The following is a 21,160-nucleotide window of genomic DNA, read 5'->3' as shown; positions in this document are numbered from 1 at the left end:
TGAGGTAAAAGTAGCTTTATCCCATTCTTTCAGGTTTTGTACTTTTTAAAGTAGACTTGTACGATAGGGAGTTAAAAATATTTACATTTTAAAAGAAGAATATTGAAAAGCCGTACAATTTTTAGCAGAGTTATACTTGCGAAAGCAATCGACAGATCTGTTTCGGCTTTTTTTGACGCTATACCCTTAGCCCTTGCTGCGTGTTTTCACCAGCAAGCACTGCGCCTATGAAGTGTAAGTTGTTAGTGAGGACACCAACAACGGCTAAAATAAAAAAAGCGCTGAGGAGATCCCTCAGCGCTTTTCACTAGTTTGGTTCAGAACTATACTTAGTCTTTTACCTGAAGCTTAACGCGTGCGTCGCCTTTCTTTTTCTCAATCTTGAACTCTGTTTTACCAGCGCGAAGTTTTTCGTTTGCTTCTTTTACTGTTTCGTTCAGCAGTTCGGCCTGTGGAGCTACTGCATCACCTGCTTTAACATTTGCAGTAGCAGCATCTGCAGGTCCCGGGCTGTTGGTATCCACAATCGTCATTTCGTTGATCAGGTTGGTAGCACCGGCATACTTGTCGATCATGAACAGCAGGTAGTTGGCGCTCATGTTGATGCAACGCTTGTATTCCGGATCGTACACCAGGTCACCGGTCATGGCTTCCCAGTTACCGTCGAAGGCCAGACCGATCAGTTCGCCACGTCCGTTGATTACCGGGGAGCCGGAGTTACCGCCTGTGATGTCGTTGTCGGTGATGAAGTTAACTACCAGCTGACCATCCTTGTTGGCATAGCGGCCGTAGTCTTTTGCTTCGTACAGTTGTTTCAGTTTGGCAGGCACCACAAACTCTTCGTTTGTCGGGTCTTCCTTCTGCATGATACCTTCCAGCGTGGTGGTAAACTCATAGGTTACACCATCGTAAGGCTTGTAATTCTTCACAGAACCGTAGCTCAGGCGCAGCGTGGAGTTTGCATCCGGGTAGTATACTTTGTTCGGGTTCATCTCGCGCAGGCCGGCTACGTACAGGCGGTTTGCCTTAGCCAGCTTTGCGTTGGCTTCAGCCAGTTTCGGAGCGATATTAGTTGCATAGTTCTCCATAATGGAGCTTACCAGTTGGAAAGCCGGATCGTTCTCCAACTGCTTCTGCGATGGGTTAGCCAAGAACTGGTTCACCTTCTGCTTATTTACAACAAAGGTGTTGCTGTAGATGTAGTCTGCCAGTTTGTTGAAGTCGCCTTTATACTTGGTAACCAGCTTTTTAAATGCTTCCGGCTGCTGATCTTTCGCGATGTCTTCAGAATAGAACTTCATTTTGGCCGCAAATACTTTCTTATCGGTAGCCATGTTGTAGTCTTTAAAGAAAGCCTCTGCTCTTGGCTTCAGGTCTTCAGCCGCTTTTTTGGCAGCTTCGGCGTTACCAGCTTTCAGCGCGCTGTTCAGCGCGTTCATGCGGTAAGCAAACAGCAGCGCTTCAGTGCCCAGTACAGCCTCGTTCAGGTATACGCTGCCCAGGTTATACTTCTCGATAACAGCATACGCTTCGTTCATCTGCTTCAGCACGTCGCCGTAAAGGGCTTTGCGCTGCGCATCGGCATCGGCCCAGGCCTGGAACTTGCGCTCCTCTGCCTGCTTGCCTTCGACGGTTTTCATACGCTTGATACCATCGTTCTGACCGATCGAGTATTTGTAGTAGTTGGAAGTAGACGCATATTTAGACGCATACTGAATGCGGGTAGCATCAGCTTTGTCCATGTCTTCTTTCCACAGGGCCAGCCTTTTCTCACGCAGCTTAATGCGCGACTTGTTCAGCTGATCTACATCCAGTTTCAGACCTTCGGAAGTCATGAAACGCTTCGTACGGCCAGGGAAACCGAATACCATGGAGAAGTCGTCCTGCTCCACACCGGCAATGTTAACTGGCAGGTGGTGCTTTGGCTTGTAAGGAACGTTGTTTGGAGAGTAATCGGCAGGCTTGCCGTCCGGGCTCATGTACACACGGAACATAGAGAAGTCGCCGGTGTGGCGTGGCCACATCCAGTTGTCGGTGTCGCCACCAAACTTACCAACTGATGATGGAGGCGTACCTACCAGGCGAACATCGTTGAAGCGCTCGTACACGAACAGGTAGTACTCGTTGCCGTTAAAGAAATCGCGTACATAAGACACGTACTGGCCGTTGTTGCCGGCTTCTTTTGCGATAGCCTGCATACGCTCCGATACTTTCTGCGCGCGCTCCTGCTCCGGTGTGTTGTTATCGATGCCTTCCAGCACTTTGCCGGTGACATCGTCCATGCGTACCAGGATGTCTACGAACAGGCCTTCGTTCGGAAGCTCCTGCTTGCGGTCAGCAGCCCAGAAACCGTTGGTCAGGTAATCGTGCTCGGTTGTAGAGTGCGACTGGATGGCACCATAACCGCAGTGGTGGTTTGTTAGAAGCAAACCTTCTTTAGAGATAAACTCACCTGTACAGAAACCGCCGAATTGAACGATGGCATCTTTGAGGCTGGAGTTGTTCACGTTGTAGATTTCTTCGGCAGTCAGCTGCAAGCCTTTTTTCTGCATGTCAGCGTGGTTCAGGCGCTTGACAAGCATCGGCAGCCACATACCTTCGTCTGCCTTAGACGCAAAAGGCGCACACAGCGAGACTAAAAGTAAGAGTGAAAGGATTCTTTTAAACATGAAATTTTGTTTAGATAGTTAAACTGTGACAAATTTAGCAAAATATGCCGCACCTAACAGATGTTCGGCTCTTTAAGGGAGTCAAAAATCAAACCATGACCTGGATAATACAGAAAATAGTACTGGCCCTAATCTGGGTATACCAGCACCTGATATCGCCACTAACGCCGGCCACCTGCCGCTACACGCCTACGTGCTCGGCCTATGCCGTGGAAGCTGTGAAAAAGTATGGCCCGTTTAAAGGAGGTTGGATGGGATTAAAGCGCATTGCCCGCTGCCACCCCTGGGGCGGCAGTGGGTATGATCCGGTGCCATAGGAGAGGGATTGATTTCATAATTGTGTTATACTTTGCGCAGGCAAGCCTTTGCTTCGTAGCCACTCGTATTCCTCAGTCTTACTTACCCTTTATTTCATAGCTACTTTTGGTGCGCTCACGGCCACGGAGCCTCGTCCTCGGTTTGAGCGCTGGGAGCTTTTCCTTTGCTCCTGCGTCACAATGCCTTGCAGGCACTGGAAAAACTCGCATAGGCGCTCAACCCAAGGACTGGAAACGACACTGCTTCGTAAGCTGCTATGCAACAGGAACCATGTGTAGGGACAGGTCGCGACCTGTCCGTGTTATACCAGCAGCAATGAAACATATACTTTAACTATAGCAAAAGCAAAGATTCCCCTCTTGAGAGGGTAGGGGTGTGTATATTCATCTGCCATGGAACTTATACTTCCAAGTATAGCAGTGCCAGAGTTCCCCTCCTTAGACTAGCGAGAACACGAGTTCGAAGCTAGCGAGCGTAGCTCTGAGGGGTAAGGGGTGGTTGGAAAACGGGAACTATGAAAGTATAAACCTTGCTATAGAAAGACTCCACTTCAGTAGAACTCCACTTCCGCGACGAAGGCAAGGATAAGTTTATACTTTAGTTAGCTCCCTTACAGCGCCAATTCCCTTCTGAGCTTTGCCGGCAACTTAGCAGCAACCAACGCATACGACTGCCTGGCAAAACGCTCCCACTCTGCTTTGCTTACTTTGCGGATGTCATCCACATACACCCACTTGTACCGGGCCAGGTATTGAGCCGGGGTAAAAATATCTGTTGCGATAAGCTCTTCAAACTCCTCGTCCGGCACTTTGAAAGAGACAGATACCGGCACGTTGTCCGGAGAGGTGACCAGAAACATTTTGCCGCCGATGTTAAAGCACAAATGGTCCTCCCACTTGATGTCTTCTGTTACGCCTTTCAGTTCCAGGCAAATCGTTTGAATGTCTTCGATTGTCATGTTTTGATATTGGGCTTGTTTGCGTCCGAATTTTGTTACCGGATGTCTTTTATGCACACGCTGTTATCCACGTGCTCATATTTGCTATTGTTAGGAATAGTGGTGTAGTCATTTTTTGGCAAGGCCGAATAGCTTTGGGTTGCTTCTTGCCTGTTTCCAGTATACAGGCGGTTTAGTTGAGTTCGCGCCCATTTTCCGAGCTCAGCCAATCCCTGCCTGGCAATGTCCTGCACTCGGAATGCGGCCTTCACATGCATGCGTTTGATTTCGGTTACGCCTGCAATATACTCTCTACTGGCGCCACAACCAACCGGAACGCCATCCTTTGTAATCAACTACAACGTGGTTAATCTTGTTCATCTTGTCGATCTTGTTGTACTGGGCATAGCAGGAGTGACCTTTGCCATCTCTGATCTGAAGGTCCCTGTCTAACAGCGCTCGTTTTTTTATAGTTGAATCAGTCCTAAATATGGTCTCCCTAATTCTAAGTACATGCACTGATAGTGCACAAATATGCAGCCAATACAAGAAACTTAACAGGTCAATAAGATATTACACTTTGTTAAGGGCAGATATTATCTGTACATATTATAGGATAATACATGCATGGTGCCTAGACAAAAGCGAACCCAGTAGTTAAATTATTCTTTATTATTTTTCCTCTTCACGCTTATAAAATAACCGTGTGCTCTTCCGTTTGTCGAAGCATCAGCAGCAATGGTTTTGTATATTATTAATGAATTATCACCAATACCACCACCGTTCGCTATAGTACGATTAGGGAAGGAGGAATTTAGGAACATAACAGAACCGCCAAGCCTGTATTTAGAAGCACTGCGCGTTGTGGCTGCCGGTTTCACATTAACCCGGTCGATAAGAAGATGAGCTTTTGCTGAACTGTGGCCCGTTGCTACGAAGGGAGCAGGCGACGCATCCATTTCATTATTGACAATGGCAAAACCGTTTCCTACAATGGTGTTAAATCTTAGTGCAGCTGTCTGGATGTTAGTTAAACGGTTACCATAAAAGTTAAAGCTACCTTTTCTTGCTAAAACAGCGTGATCCACATTCTCAAAAGTACAATGTACTAAGGGATTAGTGTGTACATTGAAGTTTTCAGAGCAATAAGCAGCACCCTCTCCATTAAGCGTTCTATTGTTTCTGAAAATACAATCAATAATCATAAAACCGTCACCCATTCTGTGTGTACCGACGGACATACCAAAGCCCCCATTCTCAAACCGACAGCGGTAGAACATATTTGCCTGCAAAGCAGCACCGCTTTTTTTCCGCGCCTTATCCGTGGATACAACGTTGATCCAATCAAAATCAGCAGTTTTAGTTTCTGCGCCAGCCTTATTTTCAAAACCCATGTCCACGAAAGTGGAGTAACCTGCGCCATCAGATTTTATGACACCATTGCCTGTGGTACTGATCAGAACTGTCTTATCAGCGCCATCACCCCAAAAGCCACCACCTGCCAGATGGTCTAAAAATAAGGGTTTGCTTAATTCATACTTGCCGGCTGGGAAATAGATAGGTTCCCAGAATCTTCCATCTATCACCACTGTCTTGAAAGCTTTTTGAATGGCTGCATAATCATCTCTGCCATCGTTTGGTATAGCACCAAAATCCTTCACGTTTAGCATTAGTTCGGACAAATTGGCAATACGAGGACCGGTAGCCACTTTATATAAAGGGAGACTAGGTATCTGTACAGCTACAGAATCAGCTGTTGTTAAAAAAGAGAGCTTAGGCGGCACAACTTTACCCGCTTTCAACATAGCCTCTTTAGTTATAGGTTCGTTAAACGGTTTCTTATAGTCCTTTGTGTTGGGTAACATCCACAGATCTCCCATAGACTGGACTTTCGTTGTAGAACTTATCACAAATGGTCCGGGAGCTTCATCATAGCATAAACCATACTTATTCCCAAAACTCAACACCCGTGCAGACCCTCTGCTACCAGTTCTTACACCAACAGAACTTTTATCCTCCTCACCAGGATAGTTTACATTCTCCAACAATATTAGGGTCCCGCTGGCATTATAGTCCGCAAAATGAAGCATACTCCCTAGCGCATTTGCCCGCAACACAACATTTACAGCAGCTGTTGTTAACGGAACCTTCAGCAATACCTCATTAACGTTTGTACCGTTGCTGCCTTCACTGCGCACGCCTTCGATCAAATGATAACCAGAAGGTGATGGAGAATGCAGAATAATGTCTGCCTCACCTTTACATACCTGCATTCCGAAGGCTCTTGCATCAAGGTGCCCCGATACTTGCTGTATGTGGATTCGGTTGTACTGGAGGTTGCCTCCAAATACATTTACAATTGCTTTAGGATTCTCAATGCTAATCCCAATATCACTTGCTTTAGGATTACACCCTTGAATTATATACTGCCCAGGGGCCTTCAGGCGGATAGCAATACCATCTTTGTTAGCGGAAACCAAAGTATTCAGAAGTGTTAACTTCCCATTGGTCTCACCAATCACATCAATAACAGCGTCACCTTTTGCTGTTTTGTCATTGATGACATTGAAGTTACCAACAGTAATATTGCGGCTGCCGCTGATGATTATGTTGCCCTTTAAGGTCGTTGTCAATCGTCCTGCCCCCCAAATCAGGCCGTGTTGCCATTCGTTGATACGTAATGTCCCAATATTGTAGGTCCCAGACTTAAAGTATACATTATGATTGCGATCCAGCAACGCTTGAATTTCGGTAGGTGTCGCATTCAGAGGAACCGGTGTTAAATGCACCGGATTACCTTGCTCTTTTCGTGGACCTGTTGGAAGAGTCTCGGGTGTTGACGTAATAACATTGTCATTTACTTGCTTTACCGGTTGGCAGGAAACTACTAATATCCCTATCAGAAAACATAAACCTTTTCTGAGTTGGCCCCTAACACATAATAGCTTTATCAAGTACGAATAGTTGATTTTCAATTGCTCCATAATATTTTATACTACTCAGTAGCGATATCATTTGCCAAATTCAAATTCCTGCTGAATCAAAATTAAAGGCATTGCTAAACCAACCCTTAAACATAACCCAACTACAACTTCATTTTCAGGTATTCACCAATCAAAATAGCTGTTGGGTAGAACACTTCTTCTTCTGTCTGTGCATGCAGCTTTAAGGCTTCTGTGAATCGGACAACTTCCGGGTGTTTTTCTTCTTTGGCAGCTTTGTTCAATGCTTCCAACGATGCCACGATCTGCTGATGCTCTTTAAGCATTTGCTGAAGTTCCTTTTTCAGTTTGTCTGACATGGCAATGGCCTCTTTCATCTGCGTAGTGGTTTTGCCTTTTGCCAGGTCCGGAAGTAACCCGAGTGGTGGCAGCGCATACTTCTCTTCTTTAACAAAGTGTGGGTGCAGCACTTTTGCAACGGCTTTGGCAGCAGCACCAGTTTTGCCGGGCAACTTAGTATACTTCTCCAGGTTACGATGCAGCTCTTCATGCTCTTTTTTCATAGAAACGGGCACCTTGAAATTAGCAGCAGTTGTTTGACTCGCATGCTTCTCTGTTTGCCTGTGCGTACTGTCTTTTTGATGTTGTGCCTGTACCGAAAGGGAAGCTGCCAACACCACAGCACTTATTATGACCGGATACTTCATAGCTATTTATACTTTGATTTAGAACGAAATACAACCACAAGACCTATTTATACTACGATTTATCCAATAGTATGGCAATCGCCAGGATGAGGCAATTAAAGTGCAGCTGTGATTAGGCTGATACTTCATCAAATAGTATAACTCAACGAGGACTTCGTACCTGAGCCCTTATCGTGTTGTCTGTACTGTCAGAGAGTATAGAGGTGTTGGGAAGAAGCTGAAAGTTAATTTTAGATTTTTTGCTCGAGGTCTTCTTAATTAAGGTCTTTCTGCATGCACACGCTGTTATCCACGTGCTTGTACTGGCCATAGTTAGGGATGATGGTGTAACCGGCTTTCTGATAGAGGCGGATGGCTTCAGGTTGTTTCTTGCCTGTCTCCAGTATACAGGCGGTGTAGTTGAGTTCGCGTGCCCACTTCTCGAGCTCTGTTAACACCTGCCTGGCAATGCCCTGCCCCCGGAACTCAGGCTTTACAAACATACGCTTTACTTCAGTAACACCTGTTTGATACTCCCGGATGGCACCACAGCCCACCGGCACATCGTCTTTGTAGGCAACTACAACATGCTTGATCTTGTCGATCTTGTTGAACTGGGCGTAGAAGGAATGGTCCTCGCCGTCTCTGATCTGCAGGTCTTTGTCGAGCAACGTTACGAGTGCTCGAAAACCCGGGTGGGTAGAGTCTGTTCTAAGTATGGTTTCCATTGCTGAGAGTATATGCGGTGTTCGTGCACAAAGATGCAGACGATACCAGAAATTTAACAAGCTGAGCTTGGATTTTATACTTTGCACAGCCAGGTACTTACCTAAGAGAAGGACACTTTATGTGTCGCCCCGTAGGTGCTGCTTATACTCTCAACTTTGGTTCCGTTCCAGGCACTCTTGGGTTTTGCGTAGCTCTCCGCGTCAGTTTAGAATAGCCAAAGATTCCCAGCAATACCAGAAGGGCAACAAAGTAGATCGAGGTACTAAAACTTTTCACTATCGAGCAATAATTCGTCAGTTCTATAACAGTAGCACTGATATCGGGGAAAGTCAGAAGCATGTTGATGATCCCGATGTTTTCCAGATAATCCGCAACGCCAGACAAAATGGGTAAGTAGGCGATAACGAACCATTTCGAATCTTGCTTGTCCAGCTTTCTTAACAGGTAGGCAAACAGCAAAGCGTACGTAACGGCAAAAAGGCCGGGGTAGAAGAAGTCAAGCGGAAGCTGCCGACTCAGGTAATAATCTCTTCCCTCCTCACCTAAAGCCTGAAAAAGTGACAAAGCATACTTGTGATCATACCCGGTTGGGAGCATATCTAGGGTGCTCAGCCCTTTCGAATAAGTAACTAACCAGGGGATCGTGATAAAGATCATGACCAGGTAAACAGACATCGTCACCACAAAAAGCAGCAGAATCTTTTTCCCTTGCAGATTCTTCAGGATAAGACTTCTCATAGGCTTGATGGTTTCTTTGTGTTAGTAGTCTAGGCTTTGCTGTGGCGTTGCTACCGTATAGGTGTGGTTATACTTTATGTTTTCTAATCCCTAACCTTTTAAAAATCAAACAACCCTCCATTACAAAAAAGCTAAAAAGTAAGATTGTTGCCCCTATAATCGTTTCATCATTTATATTGCCCAACAGTAGAAATAGAGGTATGCCTGCACAGGCAAAGGGAAGTAACAAGTCAAGAAGCTGTTTATTCCTGTAGGTTATAATTAAGTTAATTACTGATAATATGAGTAATAAGGCTAAAGTAGCTACGAGTAGGACAAATAAATGCCATTTATCAGGTCTATGTTCATAGAAAGGTAGCCATTTAACTTCCTTTGCCAGCATAAACAATAAAAAAGCTACTACAACAGCTATTAAACTATTTAAGGTTAATTGACTTATATTACCATTTTTCATACTTAAACTTAAATATAACTACCGGCTAACAGTAATAAACGTACACTTTTCTGTCAAAGTCCACAGTTCACTGTAGCCACTTCCAGGCTATACCTGCCCTTCCATCCGCTGCTCCTTCCGCGACTCCAGGAAAGAGTAAATAACAGGTATCAACACTAGCACGCCTACAATTACCAGGAACAGCACTTGCCGGAACTGATCAAAAGGAAGCAAGGCCAGCACCATCATCAGCAAACCGCCAATCATCCACAACCTGCCGCCCAGGCGGTGCGTCTTGCGCCACACGTGCTCGCTCTCCAGCGTCCAGGGGGTGCGGATGCCGATAAAGTAATTGGGTTTGATCGCCTGGAAATAATTACCCAGCCCTACAAACATTGCCCCCAGCAGCAGAAACAGGATGTTGATCTGGAAAGTATCTTCGTGCACGGCGTTGTAGATGACGAACATCGCCAGGGCCGCCATAAAACCCACCAGGATAAACCGCAACTGGTCATACTTGCTGCCCATGTACGCCAGCTTTCGCTTCGGGTCAATCTTCGGGATGAGCAGCAGCAGCAGGTTCATGACCACTGTCGTCAGGAAAACAATGCCGATGAGTGAGGTTTTGCCTGCCCAACCGTCGGCTTCGCCTTGCACATTAAAGTGCACCGGCACCCGCTCGGGCAGCTCGTTCCAGGAAAGGGCGAGGTAGGCGAGCGGCACCAGGATGATGAACCAAAGTATGATTTCGCGGGTAAGGCTGGTCGTTTTCATGGTTTTATGTTTTAAGTGTGATGATCCATTCCAGAATATCGTCGAGCACGGTGGTGTTGAGCGAGTAGATCACGAACTGCCCCTTCTTCTCCGACGTCACCAGGTCGGCTTGGCTAAGGATGTCGAGGTGGTGCGAGATGCTGGGCTTCGAGATCTGGAACGCCTCCGCGATCTCCCCTGCCGACAAATCTTTCTCCTTCAGCAGCTTTAGTATCTCCCTCCTCGTCTGGTCGTTTAGTGCTCTGAAAACCTTGTTCACGGACTTGCTTAGGTATTTAGACAAATATCTAAATATTCACAAAAAATACAAGTATAAAGTCGCAAATTTATTTTCCGTCTACCTTCGCTGCACCTCTGCCGGCTAATGCCTACCTTAGCAGTTGTAAGTATACTAGCTGTGAACCACGAAGAACATACCCTCAGCGCCTCTTCTGTAAACCTGGTGCTGCATGTGCTGCGACTGAAGGGGCATGATGCCGAAAGTATAGCCCGGGCGGCAGGTATAAAACCGGAGCAACTGCAGGATGTGAATGCCCGCATCACCATCGCGCAGATGGTGGCTTTGTGGCAAACGGCCGTGCAAGTTACCGGAGACCCGGACGTGGCCCTGCACGTTAGCGAAGCGGTTAACCCGACTTCAGCAGGCCTGATCGCTTATGTGATGATGAACGCCCTTACCCTGCACGAATCGCTGCGGAAGCTGTGCAAGTACCAGGACATTGTGTGCGAAGGCATCCGCACCAGCCTGCAGGTGCAGCAGCAGGAGGCGCATGTGGTGCTGCAGGTCGTTAGCCCTGCCCTTACCGATCCGCGCCACGCCATCGACTCCGAAATGGTGATCTACAAAAATGCCTTTGAGGCGCTGGTCGGGCAAAAGCTGCCTTTCCGGCAAGCTTTGTTTGCTTACACGCAGCCAGAAAGTATAACCGAGCATCAGCGTATTTTTGCGGGTGCAGAACTGGTATTTGGAGCAGCTGTGAGTGGTTTTGTGTTTGATACAGAATACCTGCAACTGCCAGTGGTAAGCCCAAACCCGGAGCTGAACCTGTTGTTTGAGCAGTACGCCAACGAGTACCTGCAGCGCCTGCGCGAGCCTAAAAGCATGGCCGAGAAAGTGCAGCGCGAACTGGCCAGGCTGCTGAAAGGCGAAGAGCCAAGTATAACCACGGTCGCCCGGAGCCTGGCGGTAAGTGTGCGGTCGTTGCAGGCGCGGCTGCACGAAGAAAACACCAGCTACCAGGCGTTGCTGGATGAGGTGCGGAAAGAACTGGCATTGCGCCACCTGCAAAGCGGCCGGCATACCGTATCGGATGTGGCCTACCTGCTGGGCTTCTCGGAGCCAAGCGCTTTCTCCCGCTCCTTTAAGAAATGGACAGGCCTGCCGCCGCAGCACTACAGGCAAAGTATAGCAATTGCCTGATTAAAGTGACAGGCCAAGAATAACCTATACTTCAACAGGCAGTCCCCAGGGCTGAGTGAGAATTGCTTATTTATTGTAACTTAACCCCATGATCATACCAGGCACAAAATCGCTCATCCGGTCCGGAATAAAAACCATTTATACTTTTATGGCAGCCGCCGTGCTTCTAGCAACTGCCTGCTCTGAACCGGAACGCAAACCGGAGACTGCTGCAGCCAATGAAGCGACTTATGTAGCTGAAATAGATCAGTGGCAGCAGGAGCGTGAAGCGAGCCTGAAAGCAGCGGATGGCTGGCTGACGCTGGCCGGACTCTTCTGGCTGGAGGAAGGCGAAAACACCTTTGGTAGCAGCAAAGAGAACGATATCGTTTTTCCGGAAGGTAAGATACCGGCACAGGCAGGCATCATCACTCTGAAGAACGGCATCGTGAGCACCACTATAGCAGATGGCGTGGAAGTGAAACTGAACGATCAACCGGTGCAGCAGGCCACACTCTATACTTCAGATCAGGACACCGTACCTCAACTGACCCATGGCACGCTTACCTGGTTTGCCATCAGGCGCGGCGACAAGTATGGCATCCGCCTCCGCGATTCACAGAACGAAGCACTCACCCACTTCAAAGGTATAGACCGCTACCAGGCAACGCTGGACTGGAAAGTGGAGGCAACCCTGGAGCCGCACCCTACGCCAAAGCAGATCTCTATCACCAACATTGTCGGGCAAACCTCGCAGGAGAACTCGCCGGGCACATTGGTATTTACCGTAGAGGGCAAGCAGCACCGCTTAGATGCCCTGGAAGAAGGCGACAAGCTGTTCATCATCTTCGCTGATAAAACTAACGGCATCGACACTTACGGTGCCGGCCGCTACCTCTACGCCGACAAACCTGGTGCAGACGGCAAAGTTATACTTGACTTCAACAAGGCCTACAACCCGCCTTGCGCCTTTGTCACCTATGCCACCTGCCCGCTCCCGCCCCGCCAGAACTTCCTCTCCATACCTGTTCCGGCCGGCGAAAAAGCCTATGAGGTTGGACATTGATTGTTGAATTGTTGGATAGCTAAATTGTTGATTGCTGAGTGCTGGGTGCTATTTTATCCACGATCTGGAAAGGTCGCTACCTGTAGGGCGTTACCTTCAACTCTCTAACTTTTTAACCTTCTAACTTATTCCGCCCTTGCTGCGTGTTTTCACCGGCAAGCGGAAAGGCTGCTGAAGTATAGGTTGTTGGTGAAAAACGATTAGCAATCAACAATTAATTTTTCCTGAACCAGGCAAGTGTTTCTTGCATGGCCTGCTGCATTGGGGTTTCGGTGAACTGCGGAAGCACACGATGCAGTTTGTCGTCGTTGAGCAGGATGGTATTTTCGAAGAGGTAGAGCATTTCTTTCAGTTCGCGCAGCACGGGTATAAACAGGCCCATAATACTAATGAAGGTTTTGCTGTAGAGCCTGTGCCTCGGTTTGTTGCCAGCTATACTTGCCAGTTGCGCCTGCCATGCTTTTATACTTGGCATCACCTCCCCTCCATAGTTGTACAGGGCATAAGGCTCTTGCGGCTGTAGCTGTACCAGTTCGTAAAATACACGGGCGGCATCAGGCGTATACACCAGCTGGTGCGGGATATCGTTGCGGACAAGCCAGGGCATGGCCTCTCCTTTAAGGGCTGCCCTAAAGATGGGAGCAATCCCTTCGTTCAGCACATTGGGTCCCCAGAAATCGGGCAAACGCAGTACAAGCACGCGGCATTTGCCTTCCGCAGCAGCTTGTTGCAGCATCTGCTCCAGCATTACCCGTATGGCTCCTTTTTTTGTGCCCGGCTCCATCGGCGTGTCTTCGGTTATCTCCGTTTTAATGTTACCGTAGTTGTACACGTTGCCCGGGAAAAGTATGGTAGCATGATTTTGCGAGGCTGCCACAATCACGTTCTGCGTAACACGCTCCATGTTGCCTTCCCATTTATTGTAAGGGTAGTTGATCCCGTGAAAAATATGCGTTGCCTGCCTGCCCAGGCGCTTCATCAATTCCAGGTCCTGTGCATCGCCTTCGGCCACCAGCAGGTTAGGCGCCTGGCCGAAAAGTTTAGCTGCCTTGCTGCCGTCGCGCACCAGTACGGTTACGCGTTCCCCTCTTTTCAGCAGCTCCATGGCAAAAGCATAGCCAATGCTGCCGGTTGCACCAAGTACAAGGTAATTAGCCTGTTGTATTGTCATGTTGTTTCAGATTAAGTATGCTGCAAAGATCGGGGCAAGTGTACTTTACCGGTTGACAAAACCTGCAAACCATTTACCCAATTGCGCAAAGCAACAGAGATTGCTGCAGTTTTTAAACAACCAGCCCATTGAGTTTGTATAACAAAGATTGAGCAGGAAGATTTTGAAAGAACCTGCCTCCTCTATACTTTCGATGCCTGATGGGCTCTAACAACTTTACATTTATGACAGATACCGTTATAACACACCAGCACCTGGCCAAAGCATTAACTTATACGCAGTACCGGGAGCTGATCGATGTGTTGCTTGCCGAACACAAGACCACCGGCACCAACCACTCCGACGATATGGTAGCCTACACCCGCATGAATGCGCAACGCATGCGCCGTGTAGAAAAAACCACTGTACTGGATGACGAACTGGTGCAGCTTATGCTCAGCGTTCAGAACAAGATGATTTGGGTGATCCTGACGGAAGCCTGGTGTGGTGATGCCGCCCAATGCGTGCCGGCGCTGGTAAAAATTGCGGAAGCCTCACCGCTGGTTGATGTTAAACTGTTGCTGCGTGACGAAAACCCGGAAGTGATGGATGCCTACCTGACCAATGGCGGGCGCTCTATCCCGAAACTGATTGCACTGGATGCTGTTACGCTGAAAGAGTTAGGAACCTGGGGCCCGCGCCCGGAACCAGCACAAAGACTTTTTATGGATTTGAAAGCACAGCAGGTGCCTTACCAGCAATTCGTGGAGCAACTGCACGGCTGGTACGCCAAAGACCGCAGCCAGACAATAATACAGGAATTCAAACAACTGATTCCACGCTGGGCCCGCCTGAAAAATCCGCAGGACCAACCCATGGATATCCTGTAGGGCAGAAAGAGCTGAAACAGACATGTTGATTATCCAGGTATAAATTCCCTCCTCTGTTTTTAGGGGAGGGAATTTAAGTTTACTGCTTCTCCTGGCAGCTTGAACAGCGGGGAATTGGTGTGGGAAAAGTATGAACACACCCCTGCCCCTCTCAAGAGGGGATTTGGGCTATGGTAAAGTTGAGATTATACTTTCATAGTTGCTGTTCTCCAACCACCCCTAGCCCCTTCTTGTCTAAGGAGGGGAGCTTGAACTTACTTACGCTGCAAGTATCAGTTTCATAGCTGCTGTTGGTCATCTCCCCTTCAAAGGGCGACTCGGTTCCAGTGGCATAGCAGCTCACAAAGCAGTGTTGTTTCCAGCCTTTGCGTTGAGCGCCTTCTATTGTTGCGGTGCCCGTAAGGGCAGCCCGCAGCGTAAGCGAGGAGCAGCTTCAATAGACAGCGCGATGCGCAAAGGCGAGGCCCCGCGGCCGTGAGCGCACCAAAGCAGACAATGAAAGTATAGGTAAGTAAGACTGAGGAACAGCAGGAGCTACGAAGCAAAGGCTTGCTGGCTGCTTGTATAAGCTTCAGCTATAAATATAGATTTCCCATCAAGCTATAAAAGATTTTAGGAAGAGAAGTACTCCGGAGTTAAGCCAGCCATTTATTACTAACATCTCAGATAAGCAACTGATTTTGATTATCAGATTCCCTGCTGTTCTGCCTGTAAGTTTTGCAGCGGTTTGCAATCTGATCTTACCCTGGCGCTCAGCACCTGTCCGTTGCGGTCCAGTTCCAGGTGGCAGCATTCCATAAACAGTTGTTTCAGCTTCTCGCGCCCGCGCTGTATCCTGGATTTGGCCCCGGAGTAAGAAATGCCCAGTTTCTCTGCCACCTCTTTCTGGCTGATTCCTTCCAACTCACTCATGAGCAAAGGCTCGGCATATTCAGGAGGCAGCATTTTGATCATGGGCCGCACAAGTGCTTCCAGGTCATCTGCAAAATCCTGTGTCATTTCGTACGTGCCTTCTTCCTTACCGGAGAGCTCCACGAGCCGGCTGTTTTCGCGAAAAAAATCATACACGGCATTGCGCGTGATCTCGTATAGCCAGGCATTAAGGTTACGCACTTTAGGCAGCTGCTCACAGCTTTTGTAAATCTTCAGGAAGATCTGCTGCGATATTTCCTCCATTTGCATTTGATCCTTTACCCGTTTCCCGATAAAGGCTTTCAACCGGTCCTCGTACTCAAGAAATACCGGGCCCACGCTCTCGCAAGGGCTGCAGGAGTTGCAGGTATTTTCATTCTGATCCTTACTGATTTTTGCTGCTTCCATGTTCCGGTGTGCTTATACTCCTACAACTGTACTTCGGCGTTCCATCAGGCATACGTTGCGCCATTGCCCATGCAGTTGCCCCAGCCGCTCGCGTACGCCTACTACTTTAAAACCACATTGCGTATGCAGGTTTATACTTGCCTGGTTCTCTGCAAGTATGCCCGCCTGTATCGTCCAGATACCCTGCTCTTCAGACAGCGCCACCAGTTTGCTCAACAACAGCTTGCCAATGCCTCTGGCTTTATAGTCCGGGTGTACGTAGACACTGTCTTCTGCTACACCGCTGTATACGCACCTGCCCGACACCGGCGTAAGTGCTGCCCATCCGGCTACACGGCCATCCACAAGGGCAACAAGGCGGCAACTCTGCAGGTGCTTGGCGTCCCATTCGTCCCATTCCGGTGCTTTGGTCTCCAGGGTAGCGTTACCGGTAGCAATGCCTAATTGATAGATTTCTTTCACCTGACTATAATGTTCAGGCAGCATTGGAGCTAATTCTGTTGTTATATCCGTAGCGGTTTGCATATCCAAAAGAAAGGTAAAAATTATAAATAGCCTGCACCAGCCACAGACAAAAAATGTTCGTGGCTGGTGCAGACTTCGTTTTATTTTGTACTAATGGGCTGCTACTGTTTCTTTTTCTGGTTGGCGGGCATTCTTTCCTTCTCCGTACACGGTTGCCTCACCATACGTATAGAAGGTTTCCCAATCAACACCCTGCGGGTCTGTGATCCAGGACTTTTCGGATTTGGCATAGCAGCAGGTGCATTTGCCTTCTTCCCTGATCGCCCCTTTGGCATTTTGCAGGCGCTTGTATACTTCACCCAGCTCTTCTTCGCTCTCTACCTGTATGCCTAAGTGCTCGATGCCCGCATTTTCCGGGTGCAGCGATATCGCAAAGTTTATGCGCGGATCTTCCAGCATCCATTTGGCATAATCCGGTTTCAGTACAGTTGGCTCCGCGGCGAAAAGCGCCGTGTAAAAATTTACCGACTCCTGCAGGTTCTTTACTCTTACGTTTACGTGAAATCGTTTCATGGCTATGTCTTTTTTAGGTGTTTTTCTGTTGATGATACCCTGATGACGGGGAGCCTCTGAAAAAGACGCAGCCCACCGAAAATTTTTTTAAATCTCGTAGTGGGCTGCAGTTAAAAGCATCGCTCCAGACTCCTATGGTATGTTCTTTACAAACACGACCTGCTGGGCATCTGCCTTGAGCATATTGTTCATAAACTCTATCATTTTAGCGTAAGTATCGGGGCTAAAGCGACCTTTGTTCATTTGCAGCGAACGGATGTAGGTAACCTGCTGCCCGTCTACTTTAGTAGTCGCTTTATAGGTACCAAATGCTGTTTTATACTCTGTATCGTTTGGTTTAAATTCAAGAGTATAGCCGACAGGCATTTCGTAAACGACCGTATCCACGTTGGTGTAGGCAGAGTTACGTACCACCTCCCACTTGCGCTTCTCTACGGTGTTGGGTACGGTGGTCCACTTGTTCATCAGGTTTGGTGTCAGGAACATGCGTTTGCCACTTAGCGTCGCGCACTGGCGCAGGCTAAGCTCCAACTTCTCGGTCACCTCAGGCTGGCGACCTTTTTTCAGATCAAAAGCGAATTTCTTTACTTCAAATGCAGGTACTTTGATATTCGAGTAAAGCCACTTGCGCTGTTCTTCGGCAGCGTAATGGTGTATCAGATCGCGGTAGGTCTCGTGCTCTTCGCCGGTATAGCGCGAGATGACGTTGGCTGTACCGTTGCCGTTTTCATCAAGCTTCACTTTTACAGTACGGTGCTCGGTATTGTCTGCGGCTGTGTAGGATGGTGTATTCACCAGCTTCCCTCCTTCCGGGGTGATGAGCAGTGCTTTGCGGCTACCGGTAAAGCTGCCCGAGAAGCCTGCCGATTCATTCTGGCTCGTGCACTCCAGCCACAGCGTATCCTGTTGCAGTGGTACGCACAGCACTACGTGGTTAAACTGGCTGCTCGGAAAATCGGTCATGATAGCCGGCTCGTTCTCACCTCCCCGGATCAAAGCTTGGAACGACGGGACACCAACTTCTTTCAGCATGGCCTGTGTATAGTTGGTCAGTGCTTTACAATCGCCGTAGCCCTTTGAGGCAACAAAGCCTGCCTCCAGAGGCTGCCATCCACCAAGCCCCAGTTGTATCGAAACATAGCGTGTATTGGACTGCAGGTAATTATACACCTTGTCGATTTTTGCCAGCGGGTCTTTAGTATCGGCTGTTAAAGCCTGTAGCTTTTGTTTTGTAGCCTCCGGAAGCACATCGCGGCCAGCGTTCAGCTGGTTGATAAAGTGGCCATACTTTTGCCAGCTTTCCATACTTCCCCTATAGCCTTCCACCTCAAAATCAGCAGGCGCGGTGCGCACCATCGGGATTACCTCAGCCATAAACGGGCCGTAAGGTTCTGTGTCCAGTGGCGTCAGGTTCTGCACCTCCCAGCTATACACATCGTGCGTAGCCGTAGCACTCTGCTTTACTTTCTCCTGCAGGTTGGTTTCACGATATCGCAGCTTCATTCCTTTTGGCATCAGTACCTGGAAAGTAGCTTTTTCAACGGACAGCTTGCTACTGGCCAGCGGCACCCAAACCGGGTAGAACATCATGTTGCTGGAGGTGGTCTGGTATTCGTACTCTACTGTGTAAGGATATACCGTATGAGCCATATCGGCATACTTTACGCGGGTGTCAAGAATTTCATTATCGCCTGCTCCGGCACTAACATCCTTGATCTCGCTGCTTTTGAGACTTTTGATCTTCTTCCCGGCCAGGTCGTAACTGGTACCTTTGATATAGTCTACCTTGTTGAGCCTGTCGTGAGCCACCTGCAGCCTGGCATGTTCTTTTCCGCTCTCATTCAGGATGGTGATAATAGTCTTGATACGGGTGGTGCCGCTGCCAGCAGAATTAACAGTAAAAACAGTTTCCTCTAACTTGACAATGGCATTGGCTCCTTTTACCAGGTCTATCTTATGCTGCGCTTCTGCCTGAACAGCCAGCAGGCCAAAGGTTAGCAGGAGCAACGTATATAATTTGCGTTTCATATTTAAAATGCGTGTACTTAAAGTATAAGCTTGGGTGATGTTGGCTACCACTTCAGTGTTAATTTGCCTGCTTTTTCTTAAGAACCAATTGCTCGGCATGCTTGGCCACTACCTGCGCGTAAAACTCTTTCAGATGCGGGTATTCCTGAGCGTAGTAGATTGGTTTTGCAATGATGATCTTGCTAAGCACCTGGATGGTATTGCCTTGTTTTTCTACCATGTAGGTAAAAGTACCTCCGTTGTTAGGGAGTGCAATCCGCGTACTCTTCGGCGACTCTTCCAGTTCGTAATCGGCAGGTATGGTAAAACGACAGATGTAGGTTTCATCGATCGGCACGGCAAAATCAACCGGGTAAGCGCGCTCGTTTAACTTGAATGGATTTTCTTTTTCACCCTGTCCCATCATGGGATTAAGGTAGATGATACTGTTGGCCTGTCCGTTTCCATTGGCCGTTAATTCGTAGCTCAGGTCCAGTTTTTTGGTAGGGTCATGCAGGTTAACGATAGCAGGCTTGCTGATCTTGAAATCTCCGTTCTCACGGTTCATTTGTTCCGTATACTTATCCTCGCCTTCCTCCTGAATGGTTTTGCGCATCAAAAGGGCACTGTAGCCACTCCTTGATTCGGTAGCTTTCCCTTTGATCTCGCCCTGCGCGTTTATAGTTACGTCTCCGTTATAGAATTTCAGGTACGTTCCTTCCGGCTTCAGGGCCACCCAACGATCATCTTTCTGCTTTACCACGCGGCCTTCGCCATTCAGACTACGAACCGGCAGCATGCCGGCTGGCAAAAGCGGATCGGTGGCATCCAGCAGGTACTCTTTATTACCGATTTTGAGGTATGCAATGATGTAGTTGAACTTGCTCAGCAGCGGCGTTCCTTTGAAAACTTTGCCATAGTCGCGGGTACTTACGAGCACAGGTGCTGCATCCAGCCCAGCCTCCTGCAACATGGCCGTTAGCAGCAGGTTTACCTCCGCTACATTACCTGTTCGGTTCTCAAATGCCTTTCTTAAAGAACCTGTGGTATAAATGCCATACTTCCCGTTCCACTTCATGCTCTTTTTAACCAGATCGTATATGGTTTGCATCTGCTGTTCGGGTGCTTTATGCTGCGCTACGATTGCAGCAACCTCATTCTTAAAGAAACCTTTGCGGTTAAGCTGGCTACCAAATCGCTCTGATTGCAGCAAATCATAGATCACGTCATCCCACTCACCTGTCATTTTTTTGGAAGTCTCTCCCGGTACATGCAGGTTTTCGAGCTCAAACTCAAGCCTGGACTGATAGTCTGTTAGGGTAGTGATGTACTTTTCCTCGCGCAGAGCCGGGAGATCTTTCATGATCCAGCGATAGCCGGATAAGGTAGGGTCGTACTTGTCCTGAGGTGTGTGTAGCGGGTGGTAACCATGCTGCAGGAACTTGTAGTCGAAGTACTGCGGTATTTTTGCCCGGAACTCGCTCCACACCGTTGGTATGGTTGTCTGAAACTCCCAATCGCGCAGAGTATAAATAAAGTCCGAGCTTACCGTGTACTCAAACTCGATAACAGAGCCTTCCTTTACATTTGGCAGGGTAAACTTCTTCACAGACTTTTGCTCTGTCTGCCTTTCTTCAAACACAGCTGCAGGCTCCAGTTTGTCTTTGATTATTTTACCATCTACCAGGTTGTAAGTATAGCCCTTTATCCCACTGACTCTCTCTTTTTCAGTTGTGTTGTTGTAAAACGGAATGACCACATTCGCCCAGTCGTAGCCAGACTTCTTTAAAATTTTGATACGCGTCCGGCGCAGGGTTTCCAACTTTACTTCATGCCCGAATATAAATTGGGAATACCCGAAATCGAGCAGAACAACAGCGGCAGCGCTGGTATCTTTTTCGTACGTGCGCATTGCCAGCTCCGACTCCTCTACCTTACCAAATTTAACAGGTATGGATTGCCCGGCAGCAGGTTGGCTATACCAGGCCGTGATGAGGAGGGTGGCTAAAATAGAAAAGTAAAAATTAGCTTTCATAGAGAAGGCTTTAACATATTAAAGTATAA

General features: G+C 48.1%; 20 protein-coding genes. 4 read left to right on the top strand and 16 right to left on the bottom strand.

Going from position 1 to position 21,160, the window contains the following annotated elements:
- Window positions 1–329: 329 nt before the first annotated feature.
- Window positions 330–2,669 (bottom strand): S46 family peptidase, encoded by a 2,340-nt coding sequence (locus MJ611_RS17735; protein ID WP_250431783.1) that lies wholly within the window; start codon window positions 2,667–2,669, stop codon window positions 330–332.
- A gap of 95 nt (window positions 2,670–2,764) precedes the next feature.
- Between MJ611_RS17735 and yidD the strand changes: the two genes are divergently transcribed.
- The gene (yidD, locus tag MJ611_RS17730; RefSeq protein ID WP_250431782.1) at window positions 2,765–2,986 is read left to right on the top strand and encodes a membrane protein insertion efficiency factor YidD; all 222 of its coding nucleotides are present in this window, start codon (window positions 2,765–2,767) and stop codon (window positions 2,984–2,986) included.
- Window positions 2,987–3,597: 611 nt separating this feature from the next.
- On the opposite strand, the gene MJ611_RS17725 is transcribed toward yidD, so the two are convergent.
- From MJ611_RS17725 to MJ611_RS17685, 9 genes are all read right to left on the bottom strand, one after another.
- A complete protein-coding gene (locus MJ611_RS17725) occupies window positions 3,598–3,945 on the bottom strand; it encodes an MmcQ/YjbR family DNA-binding protein (RefSeq protein ID WP_250431781.1) in 348 nt (115 codons plus the stop codon).
- Window positions 3,946–3,980: 35 nt separating this feature from the next.
- Window positions 3,981–4,280, bottom strand: a complete 300-nt coding sequence (locus tag MJ611_RS17720) for a GNAT family N-acetyltransferase (protein WP_250431780.1) — start codon at window positions 4,278–4,280, stop codon at window positions 3,981–3,983.
- 306 nt (window positions 4,281–4,586) lie between these two features.
- Window positions 4,587–6,908: a glycoside hydrolase family 55 protein gene (locus MJ611_RS17715; RefSeq protein WP_250431779.1), complete on the bottom strand. Its 2,322-nt coding sequence runs from the start codon at window positions 6,906–6,908 to the stop codon at window positions 4,587–4,589.
- A gap of 101 nt (window positions 6,909–7,009) precedes the next feature.
- Window positions 7,010–7,573, bottom strand: coding sequence for a hemerythrin domain-containing protein (locus MJ611_RS17710; RefSeq protein ID WP_250431778.1), 564 nt, complete (start codon window positions 7,571–7,573; stop codon window positions 7,010–7,012).
- 254 nt (window positions 7,574–7,827) lie between these two features.
- Entirely contained in the window at window positions 7,828–8,280 is a 453-nt protein-coding gene (locus MJ611_RS17705; RefSeq protein WP_250431777.1) for a GNAT family N-acetyltransferase, read from the bottom strand.
- Window positions 8,281–8,422: 142 nt separating this feature from the next.
- Window positions 8,423–9,019, bottom strand: coding sequence for a hypothetical protein (locus MJ611_RS17700; protein ID WP_250431776.1), 597 nt, complete (start codon window positions 9,017–9,019; stop codon window positions 8,423–8,425).
- A 67-nt stretch (window positions 9,020–9,086) separates the two neighbouring features.
- Window positions 9,087–9,473, bottom strand: coding sequence for a hypothetical protein (locus MJ611_RS17695; protein WP_250431775.1), 387 nt, complete (start codon window positions 9,471–9,473; stop codon window positions 9,087–9,089).
- Window positions 9,474–9,560: 87 nt separating this feature from the next.
- Entirely contained in the window at window positions 9,561–10,226 is a 666-nt protein-coding gene (locus tag MJ611_RS17690; protein WP_250431774.1) for an SdpI family protein, read from the bottom strand.
- A 4-nt stretch (window positions 10,227–10,230) separates the two neighbouring features.
- A complete protein-coding gene (locus MJ611_RS17685) occupies window positions 10,231–10,485 on the bottom strand; it encodes an autorepressor SdpR family transcription factor (RefSeq protein ID WP_250431773.1) in 255 nt (84 codons plus the stop codon).
- A 138-nt stretch (window positions 10,486–10,623) separates the two neighbouring features.
- Between MJ611_RS17685 and MJ611_RS17680 the strand changes: the two genes are divergently transcribed.
- Window positions 10,624–11,646 (top strand): AraC family transcriptional regulator, encoded by a 1,023-nt coding sequence (locus MJ611_RS17680; RefSeq protein WP_250431772.1) that lies wholly within the window; start codon window positions 10,624–10,626, stop codon window positions 11,644–11,646.
- Between the two features lie 88 nt (window positions 11,647–11,734).
- Window positions 11,735–12,691 (top strand): DUF1684 domain-containing protein, encoded by a 957-nt coding sequence (locus MJ611_RS17675; protein WP_250431771.1) that lies wholly within the window; start codon window positions 11,735–11,737, stop codon window positions 12,689–12,691.
- A 214-nt stretch (window positions 12,692–12,905) separates the two neighbouring features.
- On the opposite strand, the gene MJ611_RS17670 is transcribed toward MJ611_RS17675, so the two are convergent.
- Window positions 12,906–13,862 (bottom strand): NAD-dependent epimerase/dehydratase family protein, encoded by a 957-nt coding sequence (locus MJ611_RS17670; protein WP_250431770.1) that lies wholly within the window; start codon window positions 13,860–13,862, stop codon window positions 12,906–12,908.
- 224 nt (window positions 13,863–14,086) lie between these two features.
- Here MJ611_RS17670 and MJ611_RS17665 point away from each other — a divergent pair, with 224 nt between their 5' ends.
- Window positions 14,087–14,731 carry a thioredoxin family protein gene (locus MJ611_RS17665; RefSeq protein ID WP_250431769.1) on the top strand — a complete coding sequence of 215 codons (645 nt, stop codon included), beginning with the start codon at window positions 14,087–14,089 and terminating at the stop codon, window positions 14,729–14,731.
- A 687-nt stretch (window positions 14,732–15,418) separates the two neighbouring features.
- Here MJ611_RS17665 and sigZ read toward each other — a convergent pair.
- The 5 genes from sigZ to MJ611_RS17640 form a co-directional block, all read right to left on the bottom strand.
- The gene (sigZ, locus tag MJ611_RS17660; protein ID WP_250431768.1) at window positions 15,419–16,051 is read right to left on the bottom strand and encodes an RNA polymerase sigma factor SigZ; all 633 of its coding nucleotides are present in this window, start codon (window positions 16,049–16,051) and stop codon (window positions 15,419–15,421) included.
- A gap of 12 nt (window positions 16,052–16,063) precedes the next feature.
- Window positions 16,064–16,513, bottom strand: coding sequence for a GNAT family N-acetyltransferase (locus MJ611_RS17655; RefSeq protein ID WP_250431767.1), 450 nt, complete (start codon window positions 16,511–16,513; stop codon window positions 16,064–16,066).
- A 153-nt stretch (window positions 16,514–16,666) separates the two neighbouring features.
- Window positions 16,667–17,089 (bottom strand): ArsI/CadI family heavy metal resistance metalloenzyme, encoded by a 423-nt coding sequence (locus tag MJ611_RS17650; RefSeq protein WP_250431766.1) that lies wholly within the window; start codon window positions 17,087–17,089, stop codon window positions 16,667–16,669.
- Between the two features lie 132 nt (window positions 17,090–17,221).
- Window positions 17,222–19,117, bottom strand: coding sequence for a DUF3857 domain-containing protein (locus MJ611_RS17645; RefSeq protein WP_250431765.1), 1,896 nt, complete (start codon window positions 19,115–19,117; stop codon window positions 17,222–17,224).
- Between the two features lie 58 nt (window positions 19,118–19,175).
- Complete coding sequence (locus tag MJ611_RS17640; RefSeq protein ID WP_250431764.1) at window positions 19,176–21,131, bottom strand: DUF3857 domain-containing protein; 1,956 nt, start codon at window positions 21,129–21,131, stop codon at window positions 19,176–19,178.
- Window positions 21,132–21,160 lie beyond the last annotated feature (29 nt).

The organism is Pontibacter ruber (assembly GCF_023630205.1).
GTDB lineage: Bacteria > Bacteroidota > Bacteroidia > Cytophagales > Hymenobacteraceae > Pontibacter > Pontibacter ruber.
Note: the sequence above shows the minus strand (reverse complement) of the source record. Positions and strands in the feature narration are given on the sequence as shown.